Genomic DNA, 17,856 nt, shown 5'->3' with positions numbered 1-17,856 from the left:
GGCGGTTTACGCTTAGTTGAGGGGAAAGTGCCACAGGACCGGGGCCCCGATGTCATTCTTCAAAAAGCTGCGCGACAAGATGTTCCGCTCGTCGGACAAGATCGGCGAAGGGCTGGAGGCGCTGGTCTCGGACGCGCCGCCGCTCGCGGCGGGTGAGGCCGCGCCGGTCACACCACCGGAGACCAGCGCAGCAAAGCCGGGTCTGCTTGGCCGCCTGTTCCCCAGTGCCGAGGCCGATGAGCCCCGGCGCGAGCTGGATGACGCCATGCTGGAAAGCCTGGAGGATGTGCTGATCCAGGCCGATATGGGGGTCGATACCGCACAGCGGGTCAGCGCCAATATCGCCGAGGGCCGCTTTGGCAAGAAGATTTCCGCCAGCGAGCTGCGCCGCGCGCTGGCCAGCGAAGTCGCCCGGATCATGACCCCCGTGGCGCGGCCCTTGCCCCTCTATCCCACCAAACCGCAGGTGATGCTGGTGGTGGGCGTCAACGGCTCGGGCAAGACCACGACGATCGGCAAGCTGGCCAGCCAGTTCAAGGCGGCGGGCAAATCGGTGGTGATCGCGGCGGGCGATACCTTCCGCGCGGCGGCGGTGGAGCAGTTGCAGGTCTGGGGCACGCGCGCCGGGGTGCCGGTGCTGACCGCGCCCGAAGGCTCGGACCCGGCCAGCCTTGCCTTTGACGCCTTTACACGCGCGCGGGCCGATGGTGCGGACCTGTTGATGATCGACACCGCAGGCCGGTTGCAGAACCGCGCCGATCTGATGGAAGAACTGGCCAAGATCGTGCGGGTGCTGCGCAAGGTCGATCCGACCGCGCCGCACAACACGCTTCTGGTGCTGGATGCCACCACCGGCCAGAACGCCATCACGCAGGTCGAGATTTTCCGCAAGATCGCAGATGTTTCGGGTCTGGTGATGACCAAACTCGACGGCACCGCCAAGGGCGGCGTGCTGGTCAGCCTCGCCGACAAGTTCGGACTGCCGATCCATGCCATTGGCGTGGGGGAGCAGATCGACGATCTCGCCCCCTTTGACCCCGACGACTTCGCCCGCGCCCTTGTCGGGCTCGATGTCTGACCCGGCTTATTTTCTGTCCCTAAATATCCCACGGGGGTTGCCGATTGTGCGCCATTGGTTCAAGCCCAATCGGCGACGGGTGTGAAACCCCCGGCGGCCTGCCACAAGAACTTACGGCACATATATGTCCCAATGGCTTATCTCTCTCGAAGGCACGCCCGAAGGTGTGCGGCTGGCGCTGGTCCTTGCGCTGACCTCGGCCTTTGCGCATGCGGTGTTCGGCGCGTTGCAAAAGGGGCGGCATGATCCTTGGGTCACGCGCGGCTCGATTGACCTGTGGATCGTGGTGTTCTCGGCCCCGGTGGCGTTGTTTGTGGTGCCCTGGCCGCAGGGGGTGGAGTGGCTGGTGCTGCTGGGCGCGCTGGGCATCCATTTTGCCTACAAGCTGACCATGGCCCTCGCGTATGAGCGGGCGGCGTTTACCGTGGTCTATCCGGTGGTGCGGGGCACCGGGCCGCTGGCGACCCTTGCCTTTGCGGCGATCTTTCTTGGCGAAGGCTATGGCGCGTTGCAATGGCTGGGGGTGGCGATCCTGTCGGGGTCGATCCTAGCACTGGCGGCGCTGAACCTGCGCGGCGGGGTGGTGGCGCAGGCGGCGCTGCGCGCGGGCCTCGCCTGGGCCTTTGCGGGCGGGCTGTTGGTGGCGGTCTACACCACCTATGATGCCTGGGGCATCCGGCTGACGCCGGATCCGTTCACCTTTCTGGCGTGGTTTTTCCTGATCACCGCCATCGACTTTCCGGTGCTGGTCGCGTACCGCCAGTGGCGCGGGATCGGCGCACCCCTGCCGCCCGCCGGGCCCTTGGTGCTGCGCGGGATGATCGGGGCCTTGGTGGCATTTGTCAGTTTTGGCGGGGTCATGCTGGCGACACGGCTGGGCAAGGTCGGCGAGGTTGCAGCTTTGCGCGAAACCTCTACGGTCTTTGCCGGGCTGATCGGCTGGGCGATTCTGGGCGAAAAGGTCGGCGTGATGCGGGCGCTGTTGATGGCGGGCGTGGCGGGCGGAGCAATCATGGTGCAGGCAGGATAAATGGCAGAGCGCAAGATCAACGGTGTGGTGAAACAGGTGCTGGAGCTGGGGCCGACGGTCGCGTTTTTCCTGATCTATCTGCGGATCAAGGAAGACACCTTTACCATCGCGGGCACCGAATATTCCGGCTTCATCATCTCGGCGCTGGTGTTTGTGCCGATCCTGCTGGCGGCGATGGCGATCTTGTGGTGGCTGACCGGGGCGATCAGCCGGATGCAGGTGTTTACCGCCTTCATGGTGATCTTCTTTGGCGGGCTGACCGCATGGTTCAATGACGAGCGGTTTTTCAAGATGAAGACCAGCATCGTTTACGGCTGTCTGGCGGCCTTGCTGGGCATCGGGTTGCTGCGCGGCCAAAGCTGGCTGGAATATGTCATGGGCGAGGTCTTGCCGATGCGGCGCGAGGGTTGGATGATCCTGACCCGGCGGCTGTGTGCGATGTTCGTGGCACTGGCCTTGGCGAATGAATTCATCTGGCGCACGATGTCGACCGATACCTGGGTCAAGCTGGAGACCTTTGCGATGCCGGCGGCACTGATGCTGTTCCTGTGGTGGCAGATCTTTGCGCTGCAGCGGTTCCTGATCGAACCGGAGGAGGCGGGCGAAAAGGGCGAGTAGCGCTTTTGTCTGCATGGTTGCGCGGGTGGGGGGTGCGGGAGCGCTCCGCGCGGGAGTATTTCCAAAGCAGCAATCCGCAGGCGTGCGGGCTTTGTGACAGCGCGCGCAAGGGCGTTGACCGCTTGCTGTCAAAGGCGTATGCCGCGTTTTGTGGTGCTTTGTTACCGGATTGCGGGCCACGTTAAACATTCCGCTAAAAGGTCTTGGGGTCAGGCCCCGAAACCTTTGCCGGTTTCGGGGTTTTCTTTTTGCCGAGAGGTGACGGCATGTCTGAGACTTGGAACACGCGCACAAAACTGGTGCATGAGGGCAGCCGCCGCAGCCAGTATGGCGAGATGGCCGAGGCGATTTTCCTGACCCAGGGGTTTGTCTATCCGACCGCCGAGGCGGCGGAGGCGCGCTTTGTGCAGGCGGGGGCGGATGAGTTCATCTACGCCCGCTACGGCAACCCGACCACGCGGATGTTCGAAGAGCGGATTGCGGCGCTGGAAGGCACCGAGGATGCCTTTGCCACCGCCAGCGGCATGGCAGCGGTGTCGGGCGCGCTGACGTCGATGCTGCGGGCGGGGGATCATGTGGTGAGCGCGCGGGCGCTGTTTGGCTCGTGTCTCTATGTGCTGGAAGAGGTTCTGGCGCGGTTCGGGGTCAAGGTCACTTTCGTTGACGGCGCCGATCTGGAGCAATGGCGCGCGGCGGTGACGCCGGGGACCAAGGCGGTGTTTTTCGAGTCGATGTCGAACCCGACGCTGGAGCTGGTCGATATCCGTGCCGTGTCAGAGATTGCCCATGCTGCGGGGGCGCTGGTGGTGGTGGACAATGTGTTTGCCACGCCGATCTTTTCGCGCGCAGTTGATCAGGGCGCGGATGTGATCGTCTATTCCACCACCAAGCATATTGACGGGCAGGGCCGGGCTTTGGGCGGGGTAGTCTGCGGCACGCAGGCGTTTGTCCGCAAGGTTCTGGAACCCTACATGAAGCACACCGGCGGCAGCATGTCGCCGTTCACCAGCTGGATCATGCTGAACGGCATGGCGACGCTGGATCTGCGCTGCCGGGCGATGGCGGAGTCGGCCAAGAGCATTGCGCAGGCGTTGCAGGGGCATGACAAGCTGGGGCGGGTGATTTATCCGGGGCTGGACAGCCACCCGCAACACGCGCTGTGCATGGAGCAGATGGGGTCGGGCGGGACTTTGGTGACGTTTGACATTGCGGAGGGCAAGGAGGCGGCGTTCCGCTTTCTGAACGCGCTGGAAATTGCCAAGATTTCCAACAATCTGGGCGATGCCAAGACCATTGCGACCCATCCCGCCACCACCACCCACCAGCGCCTGCCGCAGGATCAGAAGGACAGTCTGGGCATCACGCCGGGGCTGATCCGGCTGTCGGTCGGGCTGGAGGATGCGGGCGATCTGATTGCCGATCTGATGGGCGCGCTGGAGCGCGCCTGAACCTTCTGCGCCCCGAGCCTTGTGCGGCGGGGCGCGGTGATTATATTCGGGGTCCGGTCCCCCATGGGGTGCAAATGTCGCACCCCGCCGCGCCGGGAGACTGATCCGACGCCGGCCTGCCTGCGTATACCTGTTGACATTGACGGTCTGGCGCACGCGCCCGGCCTGAACCGGAAGGACCGATCCCCATGAACATTCATACCCCCGATATCGACCGCAAGCCGAGCCGGGATGAGGCCGAGGCGGCGCTGGCGCTGCTGCGCCAATGGGCGCGCAGCTCTTCGGATGACGAGATTGCGACGCTGGAGCCATCGGTGGGCTATCTGCTGCCGGGGCAGGCCGCCCCTGCGCTGAGCCGCACCTATCCGCAGGATTTCAGCGTGAGTGCGGCCTATAAGGACAGCCTGCCCGACCTGCAGAACGGCCCGGCGAGCCTGATCCGGGGCGAGCGGCAGCGGATTCAGCATGTGGGGATTTCGAACTTCCGCCTGCCGATCCGCTATCAGACCCGCGATGCGGCGCCCGTGCTGCTGGAAACCAGCGTGACCGGGACGGTCAGTCTGGAGGCCGGGAAAAAGGGCATCAACATGAGCCGCATCATGCGGTCCTTCTATGCCCATGCCGGGCGCACCTTTGGCTTTGCGGTGATCGAGGCGGCGCTGGAGGATTACAAGGCCGATCTGGGCAGCTTTGATGCGCGCATCCAGATGCGGTTTTCCTATCCGATGCAGGTGTCGTCGCTGCGCTCGGGTCTGACCGGCTGGCAATATTACGAGGTGGCGTTCGAGCTGGTCGAGGCGGCAGGCGTGCGCAAGAAGCTGGTGCATCTGGATTATGTCTATTCCAGCACTTGCCCGTGCTCGCTTGAGCTGTCGGAACACGCCCGCAACACGCGCGGGCAGCTGGCCACACCGCATTCACAACGTTCGGTCGCGCGGATTTCGGTCGAGGTGCTGGATGACACGCTGACGGTCGAGGATCTGGTCGAGATCGCGCGGGCCGGGGTGGTCACGGAAACGCAGGTGATGGTCAAGCGCGAGGATGAGCAGGCCTTTGCCGAGCTGAACGCGGCCAACCCGATTTTCGTCGAGGATGCGGCGCGGCTGTTCTGCGCGGTGCTGAAACGCGATCCGCGCATCGGCGATTTCCGGGTGCTGGCCAGCCATCAGGAAAGCCTGCACAGCCATGACGCGGTCAGCCTTCTGACCGAGGGGCCGACATTCGCACAGGATAGCCTTGACCCGCGGCTGTTTCAGTCGCTGTTCCATGTTGGCTGAGCCCTGATCGCTGGCAATTGACGGCCCTGTGGGGCAGGCGTAGAAGCCGTGCATCATGGTCGATGCACGGCCCATTGCGAATGTGATCGGCGCGCTGCTGATCTTTCTGGCCACCATGATGTTGGCTCCGGCTGTGGTCGACTATCTGGCAGGTCTGCCGAACTACAGGGATTTTCTGGAATCGGCACTGATCACCGGCGGCGTCGGGCTGGCGATGAAGATCTCGACCCAGAATGCCGACCTCGCCCGGCTGAACACCCGGCAGGCCTATCTGCTGACGGTGATGGTCTGGGCCGGTCTGCCGTTGTTTGCCTGCCTGCCGTTTATGCTGGGCGCGCCGGGGCTGGGGTTCACCGATGGATATTTCGAGGCGGCCTCGGGGCTGACCACCACCGGATCGACCGTGATCGTCGGGCTGGATGCGCTGCCGCCGGGGATGAACCTGTGGCGCGGCATGCTGAACTGGATCGGCGGTCTTGGCATCGCCTTTGTCGCGATGATCTTTCTGCCGGTGATGCGGGTGGGTGGGATGCAGTTTTTCCGCACCGAAGGCTTTGACACGCTGGGCAAGGCGCTGCCGCGTGCGACCGATATCGCGCGGGCGCTGCTGGGGGTCTATGCCGGGCTGACGGCGCTGTGCATTCTGGTCTATCTGGGTCTGGGCATGACCGCGCTGGACGCGGTGGTGAACGGGGCGGCGACGATTGCAACGGGCGGGTTTTCGCCGTCGGATGCGTCGCTGGGCAAGTATCCGGGCGCGGCGGAATATGCGGGGGCGGCCTTCATGCTGCTGGGCAGCTTTCCCTATATCCTTTACGCCCGCATGGCGGTGGGGCAGCGCGGCGCGATGGTCTGGGATGCGCAGGTCTGGGCGCTGCTGCGCTGGACCGGGTATGCCGTGGCCAGCGTGACGCTGTGGCGGCTGCTGACATCGGACATGGCCGCCGAGCAGGTGTTTCGCGAGACGCTGTTCAATCTGGTGTCGATCATCACCGGCACCGGGTTTTTCAGCGGGTCTTTCGCGGCCTGGGGCGGCTATTCGATGGCGGTGGCGTTGATCGTCGGGCTGATCGGCGGCTGTTCTGGGTCATCCTCAGGCGCGCTGTCGGTGTTCCGGGTGCAGGTGGCCTGGGCGGCGGTGCAAAGCCAGATCGCCCGCATCCAGTCGCCAGAGCGTATCGCGCCGGTCCGCTATGCCGGGCGGCGCGTCGAGGATGAGGTGATCAATGCGCTGATGCTCTACGTGACCGGCTATATCCTGATCCTCGGGGTGCTGACGGTGGCGATGTCGCTGGTGGGGGTCGACATGATCTCGGCGCTGTTCGGTATCTGGACCTCGATCGGCAATATTGGCTATGGCTATGGGCCGATGCTGGGCGATACCGGCACCTTCCGGGATTTCCCGGATGCGGCGAAATGGCTGATGACGCTGACGATGCTGCTGGGGCGGCTGGGGTTGCTGGCGGTGCTGGTTGTGGCTTTGCCGTCGTTCTGGCGGGCGTAATGGCCGCTGCCTGATTGACTTGGGCGCGGGCCTTCGCCAAGGCTCGGGCCATGATAGACGTGCGACCCGTGACCTATGTGATCGGCCTTCTGGTGGCAACCATGGGGGTATTCATGCTGTTCCCGCTGGCGCTGGACCATGCGGCGGGAGATCCGAACTGGGGCGCGTTTCTGCAGGCGTCGATCCTGTGTCTGGTGGCGGGTGGTGCGATGGCGCTGGCCTCGGCCAATGGCGCGGGCGGGTCGATGAGCCTGCAACAGATCTTTTTGCTGACCACCGGGGTCTGGGTGGCGATGCCGGCCTTTGGCGCACTGCCGCTGATTCTGGGTGTGCCGGGCCTGTCGGTCACCGATGCGCTGTTCGAGGCGGTGTCGGGCATGACCACCACCGGCACCACGGTGATTGTCGGCATCGACGCGCTGCCGATGGGGGCCAACCTGTGGCGCGGCATTCTGCAATGGCTGGGCGGCCTTGGCATCGTCATCGTGGCGCTGCTGTTCCTGCCGGTGATGAAGGTGGGGGGGATGCAGTTCTTCCGCTCCGAAGGGTTTGACACGCTGGGCAAGGTGCTGCCGCGCGCGCTGGATATCTCGTCGGCGCTGATCCAGATCTATGTCTGGCTGACGGTGGCTTGTGCGATGACCTATTTCGCGCTGGGGATGAGCGGGTTTGACGCGGTGATGCATGCGCTGACCACGGTGTCGACCGGCGGCATGTCCAGTTATGACGCGTCTTTTGGCATGTTTCAGGGACCGCTGGAATATGCGGCGGTGGCCTTCATGATTCTGGGCAGCCTGCCGTTCATCCGCTTTGTGCAGCTGGCGCAGGGGATGTTCGTGCCGATCTGGCGCGACCCGCAGGTGCGCGCCTATCTGCGCTGGAACCTCTATGCAATTCTGGTGGTGGTACTTTATGAGGTCGCGACCCATGGCATGTCTGTCGGTGTGGCGCTGCGCGAATCGGCGTTCAACATCGTCTCGACCTTTTCCGGCACCGGCTATTCTTCGGTCGACCTGTCGGGCTGGGGTCCGTTTCCCTTTGTCATCCTGATCGTGGTCGGTCTGATCGGCGGCTGCACCTCATCGACCGGCTGTTCGGTCAAGGTGTTCCGCTATCTGATCCTGTTCGAGGCGATCAAGGTGCAGATCAAGCGGCTGCACAACCCGTCCTCGGTCAATCCGCTGCGTTACGACGGGCGCACGGTGGGCGCAGATGTGCTGGATTCGGTGATCGTGTTCTTTACGCTGTTCATGCTGACCTTTGGCCTGCTGGCGGTGGGGCTGTCGCTGACCGGGCTGGAGTTCAAGACGGCGGTGACCGCCGCCTGGACCAGCATCGCCAATGTGGGCCCGGTGTTCGGGCGTGAAGTGGGCCCCACCGGCGCGGTGCATGGCTTTCCCGACTCGGCCAAGTGGATGATGATGGCCGGTATGCTGGTGGGCCGGCTGGAGCTGTTGTCGGTCTATGTGCTGTTCATGCGCCGGTTCTGGCAGAACTGACCCCGCGCGTCACCACCCCCGGCTATTTTCTGTCGACAAATATCCCGGGGGGAGGAGCGAAGCGACGGGGGGCTGGCCCCCCTGCAGCGCCTGACCGGTGCGCTCCCCCTGCCGGTATGCGCCTTATTCCCAGCAGCTGACCAGCACGGTCATGCCGGTCGCCTTGCGGGTCAGGTCTTCGGGGGCCATCGCACCATTGGCCTTGGACTCGGTGGTGGCAATGCCCTGACCGTCCAGCATCTGCCGCAGCACGGCACCAGAGGCCGCGAATTCCACGCCTTCGGGCAGCACCCGGGCCGGATCGGTGGCGCGGGGCAACAGCATGCCCAGCACCGCCCCGGTGCCATCCAGCACCGGCCCGCCGACATCGCCGGGCAGGGTGGTGATGCCCAGCCGTTTCACGCCTTGCTCGCCGTTCAGCCCCTGCACATCCTCCAGCAGGCCAAAGGTGATGACTGGGGCGGGCAGCGCATCTTCATAGGAATAGCCCGCAACGGCCACTTCTGACCCGATACGGTCGGTCTGGGTCTGGAACCCGGCAAAGGCGGGCGGGGCGAGCGGGGTTTTCGGGGTCAGCAGGGCAAGGCCGGTGGCCGCGTCGGTAAAGCTGACCGTCGCCTCGGTCACGCCATCCAGCGTGATGCGGCCACATTGCGCCACAGCGGCGGCAGCGGTCAGCACGCGCCCGGTGGGGTCAACATAGAACCCCGAGCGCGACAGGATCGGGCGGCGCAGTTCCAGCCCCGCCAGCAGGCCGCGGCGGGTGGCGTCACTCATCGGCACCATGCCGGGATCAAGGGCGCGGTTGCCGACCGCGCGGAAGCTGGATTGCATCATCCCCAGCACCCGTCCCGCCTGATCGACCTGATCCGGCGACCAGACCAGAATATAGCCTTTGACCAGCCCGGCGCGGGTTTCGGCAAAGGCATAGCTTTGGCGGGTGGCAGAGCTGCCGTTGATCTCGAACGACCGCTCGCCCCGGCTGCGCTCACCATCGGTGGGGATGAGGGTCAGGCTTTGCAGGATGTCATACAGGCCATAAAGCGCGGCCTTGTCGCCCGGTTGTGAGATCAGGATCACCTTCAGCCCGCCCTCTGCCTTGGGCGCGAAATGCACAAAGGGCGGCTCGTAATGGTCAAACTGCACCAGACCAAGCGGCAGGGTGATCTCGATCCCGGATTCGGTTTCGGACACGGTTTCAAAGCCATACTCGGCGATATCGGCCTGCCAGTTGGCGAACAGAGTGGCGCGCTGGCGGCTGGTCAGGATGCCGGTCGGCTCTGCCCCCATCGCGCTCTGCCAGGCGGCCATCGACGTGCGGGTGCCGGGGCCGAACGCACCGTCGATGCCTGCGGTGTAAAAGCCCTCCCATTGCAGGGCGCGTTGCAGGTCTTCGCGTTCTGGGCGGGTCAGCTCTGCTTCGGAGCGGCGGGCTTCGGCCGGGGTTTCCTCAGCCGGTTCGGCAATGACTTCGGGCATGGGTTCGGGTGCGACCTCAACCGTTGCCTCGGGGGCAAGCGGTGTCACCTCGACCGGCGCATCCGGGGCAAGCGGGGTGGCCAGCGGCGCAAGCGGGGCGGCTGGCTGCGCGCCCACAGGCCAGAACCGGGCGCGGAAGTTGGTGCCATCGGTCACATAGCTGTCGCGCGGGATCAGGTTTTCGCGACGCAGGTCGGCCAGCCGCTGCGCGGCCTGTTCCGGGGTATAGGGGCCAAGGGCGATGCCATACCAGCGCGAGCCCAGCTCATAGCCCTCGACATCGGGAAAGGCAGAGGCATAGGCGCTGGCGCGGACCTCGGCCTCGGCCAGGGTCGGCTGGGCTTCGACCTGCACCCAGGATTGTTGTTGTGCGGCAGCCATCCCGGCCCAAAGCATCACCGCCACCGTCCAAAGCCCAAATCCTGCGCGCAGCATTCCGTTCCTTCCGCTTCCCACACTCCGCCACCCGGACGGCACACCTTTGACTCTGGCACGGGGTTTCCCCACAGCACCGGCCCCCGCACCACCGCCTGCGCCAAACAGGCACGCGGCGGCGCATTGACCCTGCCGAGCCTCTTGCCTATGACAGCCGGGCATTTCAAGGGTTTTACGTGCCCAAAGGGGTCACCATCATGTCAGACAGTCAGCGCGCAGGCGCGGAACCGGCGACGATCACGGCACCACGCTCCTTTCAGGAGATTATCCTGCGGTTGCAGTCCTATTGGGCGGCCAAAGGCTGCGCGATCCTGCAACCCTATGACATGGAGGTGGGGGCGGGCACCTTTCACCCGGCCACCACGCTGCGGTCGCTGGGCACAAAGCCCTGGGCTGCGGCTTACGTTCAGCCCTCACGCCGGCCGACCGACGGGCGCTATGGCGAAAACCCGAACCGGTTGCAGCATTATTACCAGTATCAGGTGATCATCAAACCCTCGCCGCCGGACCTGCAGGAGCTGTATCTGGGCTCGTTGCGCGCCATCGGCCTTGACCCCGCCCTGCATGACATCCGCTTTGTCGAGGATGACTGGGAATCCCCCACGCTGGGTGCCTGGGGTCTGGGCTGGGAAGTGTGGTGCGATGGCATGGAGGTGAGCCAGTTCACCTATTTCCAGCAGGTCGGCGGCCATGACTGCCGCCCGGTCAGCGGAGAGCTGACTTACGGGCTGGAACGTCTGGCGATGTATGTGCTGGGCATCGACCATGTGATGACGATGCCGTTCAACGACCCCGCAGCGCCGATCCCGCTGAGCTATGGCGACATCTTCCGCCAGACCGAAGAGGAATACTCGCGCCACAACTTCGACGGCGCCGACACCGCGCAGCTCTTGCGCCATTTCGAGGATGCCGAGGCGGAATGTGACCGTCTGCTGGCCTTTGCCCCCGACGACCCGAAAACCGGCAAGCGCATCATCATGGCGCATCCGGCCTATGACCAGTGCATCAAGGCCAGCCATCTGTTCAACCTGCTTGACGCGCGCGGCGTGATCTCTGTCACCGAGCGGCAGGCCTATATCGGGCGGGTGCGGGCGCTGGCGAAGAAATGCGCCGATGCCTTCCGCCAGACCGAAGCGGGCGCGGATGCGGCCGAGGCGGTGGCATGAACGGCAAGATAGCAGCGGGGGCGATCGTGATATCAGCAATTTTGGCCGGAGTAGGGGTCTGGTATCAGCAGGAATACGCGTTCTACGCGCCGGTCAGCTTCACCCCGGGGCAGGAAATCACCCTGACCACGATTGAATCCGGTCAGCCCGAGCCGATCCTGGCCGAAGGCGTCACCGGCATTGACGCCGACAGCAGCCCGCTGCGGTTCCGCGCCTGTTTCACCACGCCGATGACGCAGGCGATGTTGTCGGAAACCTATGTCGCCTATGACGGCGCTACACCGTTGGTCGCGCCCGGCTGGTTTGACTGCTTTGACGCTGTGGAAATCGGCACCGCGCTGGAGCGGGGCGAGGCGCTTGCCTTTCTGTCGCAAGCGGGCGTTGCCGCCGATATCGACCGTGTGGTCGCCGTCTTTCCCGATGGCCGGGCCTTTGCCTGGCATCAGTTGAACCCCGCTGCCGAGGATTGATCCGATGTCTGATCTGCTGATCGAGCTGTTTTCCGAGGAAATCCCCGCCCGCATGCAGGCCCGCGCTCGCGTTGACCTGCAAAAACTGGTGACCGATGGTCTGGTCGAGGCGGGGCTGACCTATGCCTCTGCCGGGGCGTTTTCGACCCCGCGCCGGTTGACCCTTGCGGTAGAAGGGCTGAGTGCGGAAAGCCGCGCCGTGCGCGAGGAACGCAAGGGGCCGAATGTCTCCGCTCCTCCGGCGGCGGTGGAGGGGTTTTTGCGCTCCACCGGCCTCACGCTGGATCGCTTAGAAAAGCGCGCCGACAAAAAGGGCGAGGTCTACTTTGCGGTGATCGAGAAACCGGGCCGCAAAGCGCCGGAGATTATCGCCGAAGTGCTGGAAGCCACGATCCGCACTTTCCCGTGGCCAAAGTCGATGCGCTGGGGCAACGGGTCTTTGCGCTGGGTGCGGCCGCTGCATTCCATCCTGTGCCTCATGTCCGATGAGGGTGGCGCCGAGGTGGTGCCATTGACCGTTGACGGCATCGTGTCGGGCAACACCACACGCGGCCACCGCTTCCTGTCGCCGGGGGCGTTTTCTGTAACGTCTTTCGAGGATTACGCGGCAAAGCTCAAGCGCGCCCATGTCATTCTGGACTCTGCCGAACGCGAAGCGGCGATCTGGGCCGAGGCGCAGACCCTGGCCTTTGCCGCCGGGATGGAGCTGGTCGAGGACAAGGGCTTGCTCACGGAAGTGGCGGGGCTGGTCGAATGGCCGGTGCCGCTGATGGGCCGCATTGCCGATGATTTCCTTGGCCTGCCTGCGGAAGTCCTGCAGACCTCGATGAAGGAGCATCAGAAGTTCTTTTCCGTCCGCAACCCGAAGACGGGCCGGATCGAGGGGTTTGTGACCGTCGCCAACACCGTCACCGCCGACCATGGCGAGACGATCCTGAAGGGCAACCAGAAGGTTCTGGCCGCCCGGCTGTCGGATGCGAAATTCTTCTGGGAGAATGACCTGCGCGTTGCGAAGGCGGGGATGGGTGAGTGGGAAGAGGGGCTGAAAGCGGTCACCTTCCACAACAAACTTGGTTCACAGGCCGACCGGATTGCCCGCATCGCGGCACTGGCGCGCGAAATCGCGCCGATGGTCGGGGCCGATGCCGATGTGGCGGAACGCGCGGCCAAGCTGGCAAAGCTCGACCTGCGCTCGGCGATGGTCGGCGAGTTCCCCGAATTGCAGGGGCTGATGGGCATGTACTACGCCCGCGAGGCCGGCGAAGTGGACGCGGTGGCGAACGCCGCCCGCGACCACTATTCGCCGCTGGGGCCGTCAGACGCTGTGCCGACCGACCCGGTCTCGGTCGCGGTCGCACTGGCCGACAAGATCGACACGCTGACCGGCTTCTGGGCGATTGACGAGAAACCCACAGGGTCAAAAGACCCGTTTGCGCTGCGTCGCGCGGCGTTGGGGGTGTTGAGGTTGGTGTTGGGGAATGGGGTACGGGGTGGACTCGCCAACATCTTGGGTGCTCAAATACAGCGTAATCTTTGGGATAAATTCCGAAGTGGAGCGCTTGATAGTACCTTTGATCCGGACAGCCCCATCGACATGAATGCCACGCGCGCATCTTTCGAAAGTGAAAGTGGCGCGATCGCAATGGACCTCCTCGCCTTCTTCCACGACCGCCTCAAAGTCTTCCTCAAAGACCAGGGCATCCGTCACGATGTGATCGACGCATGCCTCGCCATGCCCGGCAATGATGACCTGACCCTGCTGGTCAAGCGCGCCACCGCATTGCAGGCCACGCTGCAGACCGAAGACGGGGCCAACCTCGTGCAGGGCTATAAGCGCGCCAGCAACATTCTGACCCAGGCGGAGCAAAAGGACGGCGTGGAATACTCCTTCGGCGCTGACCCGAAATTCGCCGAGACCGATGAGGAACGCGCGCTGTTCGCGGCCCTCGACGCAGCGGAACAGACCATCTCCCCGGCGATGAAGGCCGAGGACTTTGCGCAGGCCATGCAGGCGATGGCCACCTTGCGCGCGCCGATCGACGCCTTTTTCACCGCGACCCAGATCAACTCTGACAACCAGATCGTGCGCCGTAACCGCTTGAACCTGTTGCACCGGATCCGCACCATCTGCCTGTCGGTGGCCGACCTGACCAAACTCGACGGCTGACATTTTCTGTCGACAAATATCCTCAGGGGGTGAGGAGCGAAGCGACGAGGGGGGCGGAAGCCCCCCTTTTCCACATCGGCACGCCGCGCACCCTTGATCCGAGAGGCGCTTGCCTGACCCCGGAATCGGTGTAGTGTCGGCGCAGAAGAAGGAATGCCGCAGTGCAGAAACTTGATGCCGCCACGATTGCCAGCGACCCCATGGTCGCCTTTGCCGAAGTCACGCCGACCGCCCGCATTGACCGGGCGGCGCATGGCTGGCGGGCAAAGTGTCTGCAACGGCTGGTGCGGCTGGAGCTGCCGGTGCCGCAGACCGTGGCGCTGCCGGCGCTGACGGTGCGGGCGATTGCGGCAGGTACGCCGGTGGATTGTGCGGCGATCCTTGCGCATTTCGGCGCGGCCCCGCTGATCTCGGTCCGGCCTTCGCCTGAAAATCCCGATTGGGGCGGGCCTGCGACCGTGCTCAACATCGGGCTGAACGCGGAGCGGCATCGCGAGCTGGCGGCCCGGCATGGCCAGCAGGCGGCGGATGCGATCTATCTGCGCTTTGTGCAATCCTATGCCACCCATGTCGCGCGGCTGGACCCGGATATGTTTGCCGCAACTGCGCCCTCGCCCGAGGCGGTGACGGCGGCGTTGCAGGTCTATGCCACGGAAATGGATGAGGAATTTCCGCAAGACCCGGCGCGGCAGCTCTCGGAAGTGCTGCGCTCGATGGCCCGCGCCTGGGAGGGCACGACGGCGCGGCTCTTGCGGCAGGCCAAGGGCGCGCCGGTGGATGCGCCGCTGGGGCTGGTGGTGCAGGCGATGGCGCAGGGGCTGGGGCAGGGGATTTCCGGCTCGGGCGTGGTGCAGTTTGTCGATCCGGTGACGGGTGAGCCGCAGGTGACCGGCCGCTATCTGGGCCAAGGGCAGGGCCGTGATGCGCTGAAAGCGCCCCAGGCGATGTTTCTGACCCATGATGCGCGCGGCCCCTCGCTGGAGGATATCGCGCCCGGTCTGGTCGCCGATCTGATCCGCCACGGCACCGCTTGCCGGGCGCGCCTGCGTGAGGAAATGCAGATCGAGTTCACCATCGAGGATGGCCGTCTGGCGGTGCTGGATGCGGTGCGGGTTCAACGCTCGGCCCGCGCGGGGCTGCGCATTGCGGTGGCGCTGGCGACCGACGGGGTGATTCCGCGTGAAGAGGCGGTGCTGCGGGTGGAACCGCGCGCCTTGACGGAACTGCTGCACCCGCAGGTCGATCCGCGCGGCACCCGCGATGTGATTGCGCGCGGCATTGCCGCCAGTCCGGGGGCGGCGGTGGGGCGGATCGTGTTTTCCAGCCATGCGGCACAGGCCAGTGCGGCGCGGGGCGAGCCTTGCATTCTGGTGCGGCGCGAGACCGCGCCCGAAGACATCCGCGGCATGCATTCGGCGGCGGGCGTGCTGACCGAACGCGGCGGCGTGACCAGCCATGCGGCGGTGATTGCACGCGGGTTGGGGCTGCCTTGCGTGGTCGGGGCCGATCTTCGCTTAGATGCCAAGAACAAGCGCGTTCAGGCCAATGGCCGCAGCTTTGGCGAAGGCGATGTGATCACGGTCGATGGCACCACCGGGCAGGTGCTGGCCGGTGCGGTCGATATGCTGGCCCCGGCGCTGGACAGCCATTTCCAGACCCTGTTGGGCTGGGCCGATGAGTTCCGCGATATTGGCGTGCGCGCCAATGCCGACACCCCTGCCGATGCCGCCACCGCGCGGCAGTTTGCGGCGCAGGGCATCGGGCTGTGCCGGACCGAGCACATGTTTTTCGAGGAGGATCGTCTGGTCGCGATGCGCGAGATGATCTTTGCCGATACATCGGAGGACCGCGCGGCCTCGCTGGCGCGTCTGCTCCCGATGCAGCGTGCCGATTTTGTGCAACTGTTTGAAATCATGGCCGGGTTGCCGGTCTGCATCCGTCTGTTCGACCCGCCCTTGCATGAATTCCTGCCGCACAGCCGGGAGGGTCTGCGCGAGCTGGCCGAGGCGCTGGACAAGCCGCTGTCAGAGGTGACGCGGCGGGCCGAGGCGCTGACCGAGTTCAACCCGATGCTGGGCATGCGCGGCGTGCGGCTGGGGGTGGTCCTGCCCGAGATCTACGACATGCAGGCGCAGGCGATCTTTGAGGCCACGGTCGAGGTGGCGCGGCGTGGCGCGGCTGTGGTGCCGGAGATCATGATCCCGCTGGTCAGCGCCCGGCGCGAGGTGGAGCTGGTGAAAACCCGCGTTGATGCTGTCGCGGCGGCGGTGCGGGTCAAGGCGGGGCGGGATTTTGCCTATAAACTGGGGGTGATGGTGGAAACCCCGCGCGCCGCGCTGCGTGCGGGCGAGATCGCACAACATGCGGCATTCTTGTCCTTCGGCACCAATGACCTGACCCAGATGACCTATGGCCTGTCGCGCGACGATGCCGGGCGGTTCATGAACACCTATGTGCAGCAGGGCGTGTTCCCCGAAGATCCGTTCCACATTCTGGATGTGGATGGCGTGGGGGAATTGCTGCTTATCGGGGCAGAGCGCGGGCGCAAGACGCGGGCAGATCTGACGGTTTCGATCTGTGGTGAACATGGCGGCAACCCCGAATCAATCGCCTTTTGCCGCAAGGCCGGGTTCGATTATGTGTCCTGTTCACCGTATCGTGTTCCCCTGGCACGGTTGGCGGCGGCCCATCTGGCACTCAAGGATCGTTGTGGATAAACGGAAAAAAGACACAATATCATGTGGCTGCGCGGCTTTCCTCATCTGATCTCTTAAGTTGTGCGCGAAATTCCGCCGATAAGTGACGCGAAAGCGTTGCATTTTTGATACATAGGTAGACTCAACCCCGTTCTCTGCTTTATGCCCGGCGGCTGTTGCACGGTTCCGTGATGTTCACGGGGGCGTGCAGCTTCAGGCAACAGAACGGAACACAAGACAATGCGCTTGCGACAAATCTTGGCCTCGGCTGCGGTGGCAGTCAGTGCCACGGGTGGAGCGGCCTTCGCCGATGTGACGGTGAGCCAGTCCAACAGCCCGGATCTGGGCATGGCTGAACAGATCGCCTCTCTCATGGGGGCAGAACATGCGACGGTGGGCGCGGTGCCGCAGGATCGTCTGGCGGCGCTGGCGACCGGACCGGCAAAGCCGGTGAAGCAGACGGGCGCTGCGGCCAAGTCGGTCGAACCCGCGCAGCCCGTGCTGATCCGCTATGAAGACTCTTTCCTTGCCGCGCAGCCGGCCCCCAAAGGCGATGCGCAATGGCAATGCCTGCAGCAGGCGCTGTATTTCGAGGCGCGCGGCGAAAGCCTGAAAGGCCAGTTCGCCGTGGCCGAGGTGATCCTGAACCGGGTCGAAAGCCGCGAATATCCCAGTTCGGTCTGTGGTGTGGTGCAGCAAGGCGGCGGCGGCGGATGCCAGTTCAGCTATGTCTGCGACGGCAACAGCGATGTGATGCGCGACCGTCAGGCCGCCGACAAAGCCGGCCGGATTGCGGCGATCATGCTGAACGGCGCACCGCGCGGGCTGACCGCCGGGGCCACGCATTTTCACACCCGCGCGGTGAACCCGCGTTGGGCGCACCGCTTTCCGCGCACGGCGGCCATCGGGGCCCATCTGTTCTACCGCCAGCCCGGTGCCTGAGCTGACACCATGTCGCGGGCCTTGCGCCTGATGTCGGCATAGGGCTA

13 protein-coding genes and 1 riboswitch are annotated in these 17,856 nt (G+C 64.8%); of the genes, 12 read left to right on the top strand and 1 reads right to left on the bottom strand.

The window, feature by feature from the left end; translation table 11 throughout:
• The first annotated feature begins 49 nt into the window (after positions 1 to 49).
• The 7 genes from ftsY (at position 50) to D1012_RS18840 (ending at position 8,454) form a co-directional block, all read left to right on the top strand.
• Positions 50 to 1,078, top strand: coding sequence for a signal recognition particle-docking protein FtsY (gene ftsY / locus D1012_RS18870; RefSeq protein ID WP_118155688.1), 1,029 nt, complete (start codon positions 50 to 52; stop codon positions 1,076 to 1,078).
• 124 nt (positions 1,079 to 1,202) lie between these two features.
• Entirely contained in the window at positions 1,203 to 2,108 is a 906-nt protein-coding gene (locus D1012_RS18865; RefSeq protein ID WP_118155687.1) for an EamA family transporter, read from the top strand.
• Complete coding sequence (locus D1012_RS18860; RefSeq protein WP_118155686.1) at positions 2,109 to 2,726, top strand: inner membrane-spanning protein YciB; 618 nt, start codon at positions 2,109 to 2,111, stop codon at positions 2,724 to 2,726. It begins immediately after the preceding gene.
• A gap of 140 nt (positions 2,727 to 2,866) precedes the next feature.
• Positions 2,867 to 2,943, top strand: a riboswitch (SAM riboswitch).
• A 49-nt stretch (positions 2,944 to 2,992) separates the two neighbouring features.
• A complete protein-coding gene (metZ, locus tag D1012_RS18855) occupies positions 2,993 to 4,174 on the top strand; it encodes an O-succinylhomoserine sulfhydrylase (protein ID WP_118155685.1) in 1,182 nt (393 codons plus the stop codon).
• Between the two features lie 188 nt (positions 4,175 to 4,362).
• The gene (gene folE2, locus D1012_RS18850; protein WP_118155684.1) at positions 4,363 to 5,451 is read left to right on the top strand and encodes a GTP cyclohydrolase FolE2; all 1,089 of its coding nucleotides are present in this window, start codon (positions 4,363 to 4,365) and stop codon (positions 5,449 to 5,451) included.
• Between the two features lie 55 nt (positions 5,452 to 5,506).
• Entirely contained in the window at positions 5,507 to 6,955 is a 1,449-nt protein-coding gene (locus D1012_RS18845; RefSeq protein WP_118155683.1) for a TrkH family potassium uptake protein, read from the top strand.
• A gap of 50 nt (positions 6,956 to 7,005) precedes the next feature.
• Positions 7,006 to 8,454 (top strand): TrkH family potassium uptake protein, encoded by a 1,449-nt coding sequence (locus D1012_RS18840; RefSeq protein WP_118155682.1) that lies wholly within the window; start codon positions 7,006 to 7,008, stop codon positions 8,452 to 8,454.
• A 123-nt stretch (positions 8,455 to 8,577) separates the two neighbouring features.
• Here D1012_RS18840 and D1012_RS18835 read toward each other — a convergent pair whose 3' ends face one another.
• Positions 8,578 to 10,368, bottom strand: a complete 1,791-nt coding sequence (locus D1012_RS18835) for a serine protease (protein ID WP_118155681.1) — start codon at positions 10,366 to 10,368, stop codon at positions 8,578 to 8,580.
• 197 nt (positions 10,369 to 10,565) lie between these two features.
• Here D1012_RS18835 and D1012_RS18830 point away from each other — a divergent pair, with 197 nt between their 5' ends.
• From D1012_RS18830 to D1012_RS18810, 5 genes are all read left to right on the top strand, one after another.
• Positions 10,566 to 11,534 carry a glycine--tRNA ligase subunit alpha gene (locus tag D1012_RS18830; protein ID WP_118155680.1) on the top strand — a complete coding sequence of 323 codons (969 nt, stop codon included), beginning with the start codon at positions 10,566 to 10,568 and terminating at the stop codon, positions 11,532 to 11,534.
• Positions 11,531 to 12,004, top strand: coding sequence for a DUF6446 family protein (locus D1012_RS18825; RefSeq protein ID WP_118155679.1), 474 nt, complete (start codon positions 11,531 to 11,533; stop codon positions 12,002 to 12,004). The genes D1012_RS18830 and D1012_RS18825 overlap by 4 nt, the downstream gene beginning before the upstream one ends.
• A 4-nt stretch (positions 12,005 to 12,008) precedes the next feature.
• Complete coding sequence (gene glyS / locus D1012_RS18820; protein ID WP_118155678.1) at positions 12,009 to 14,171, top strand: glycine--tRNA ligase subunit beta; 2,163 nt, start codon at positions 12,009 to 12,011, stop codon at positions 14,169 to 14,171.
• Positions 14,172 to 14,371: 200 nt separating this feature from the next.
• On the top strand, positions 14,372 to 16,888 hold the full coding sequence (locus tag D1012_RS18815; RefSeq protein ID WP_118155729.1) for a putative PEP-binding protein: 2,517 nt from the start codon (positions 14,372 to 14,374) through the stop codon (positions 16,886 to 16,888).
• 219 nt (positions 16,889 to 17,107) lie between these two features.
• Positions 17,108 to 17,809, top strand: coding sequence for a cell wall hydrolase (locus tag D1012_RS18810; RefSeq protein WP_118155677.1), 702 nt, complete (start codon positions 17,108 to 17,110; stop codon positions 17,807 to 17,809).
• The last annotated feature ends 47 nt before the right edge of the window (positions 17,810 to 17,856 follow it).

Origin of the sequence: Pseudotabrizicola alkalilacus (genome assembly GCF_003443995.1) — a bacterium.
Taxonomy (GTDB): Bacteria; Pseudomonadota; Alphaproteobacteria; order Rhodobacterales; family Rhodobacteraceae; genus Pseudotabrizicola; species Pseudotabrizicola alkalilacus.
The sequence above is the reverse complement of the archived record's forward strand: the minus strand, read 5'-3'. Positions and strand labels throughout refer to the sequence as shown.

Excerpts from the sequence above, each read along its gene's own strand:
- ftsY (WP_118155688.1), top strand. The coding sequence starts at position 50 with ATGTCATTCTTCAAAAAGCTGCGCGACAAGATGTTCCGCTCGTCGGAC.
- D1012_RS18865 (WP_118155687.1), top strand. The coding sequence starts at position 1,203 with ATGTCCCAATGGCTTATCTCTCTCGAAGGCACGCCCGAAGGTGTGCGG.
- D1012_RS18860 (WP_118155686.1), top strand. The coding sequence starts at position 2,109 with ATGGCAGAGCGCAAGATCAACGGTGTGGTGAAACAGGTGCTGGAGCTG.
- metZ (WP_118155685.1), top strand. The coding sequence starts at position 2,993 with ATGTCTGAGACTTGGAACACGCGCACAAAACTGGTGCATGAGGGCAGC.
- folE2 (WP_118155684.1), top strand. The coding sequence starts at position 4,363 with ATGAACATTCATACCCCCGATATCGACCGCAAGCCGAGCCGGGATGAG.
- D1012_RS18845 (WP_118155683.1), top strand. The coding sequence starts at position 5,507 with ATGGTCGATGCACGGCCCATTGCGAATGTGATCGGCGCGCTGCTGATC.
- D1012_RS18840 (WP_118155682.1), top strand. The coding sequence starts at position 7,006 with ATGATAGACGTGCGACCCGTGACCTATGTGATCGGCCTTCTGGTGGCA.
- D1012_RS18835 (WP_118155681.1), bottom strand. The coding sequence starts at position 10,368 with ATGCTGCGCGCAGGATTTGGGCTTTGGACGGTGGCGGTGATGCTTTGG.
- D1012_RS18830 (WP_118155680.1), top strand. The coding sequence starts at position 10,566 with ATGTCAGACAGTCAGCGCGCAGGCGCGGAACCGGCGACGATCACGGCA.
- D1012_RS18825 (WP_118155679.1), top strand. The coding sequence starts at position 11,531 with ATGAACGGCAAGATAGCAGCGGGGGCGATCGTGATATCAGCAATTTTG.
- glyS (WP_118155678.1), top strand. The coding sequence starts at position 12,009 with ATGTCTGATCTGCTGATCGAGCTGTTTTCCGAGGAAATCCCCGCCCGC.
- D1012_RS18815 (WP_118155729.1), top strand. The coding sequence starts at position 14,372 with ATGGTCGCCTTTGCCGAAGTCACGCCGACCGCCCGCATTGACCGGGCG.
- D1012_RS18810 (WP_118155677.1), top strand. The coding sequence starts at position 17,108 with ATGCGCTTGCGACAAATCTTGGCCTCGGCTGCGGTGGCAGTCAGTGCC.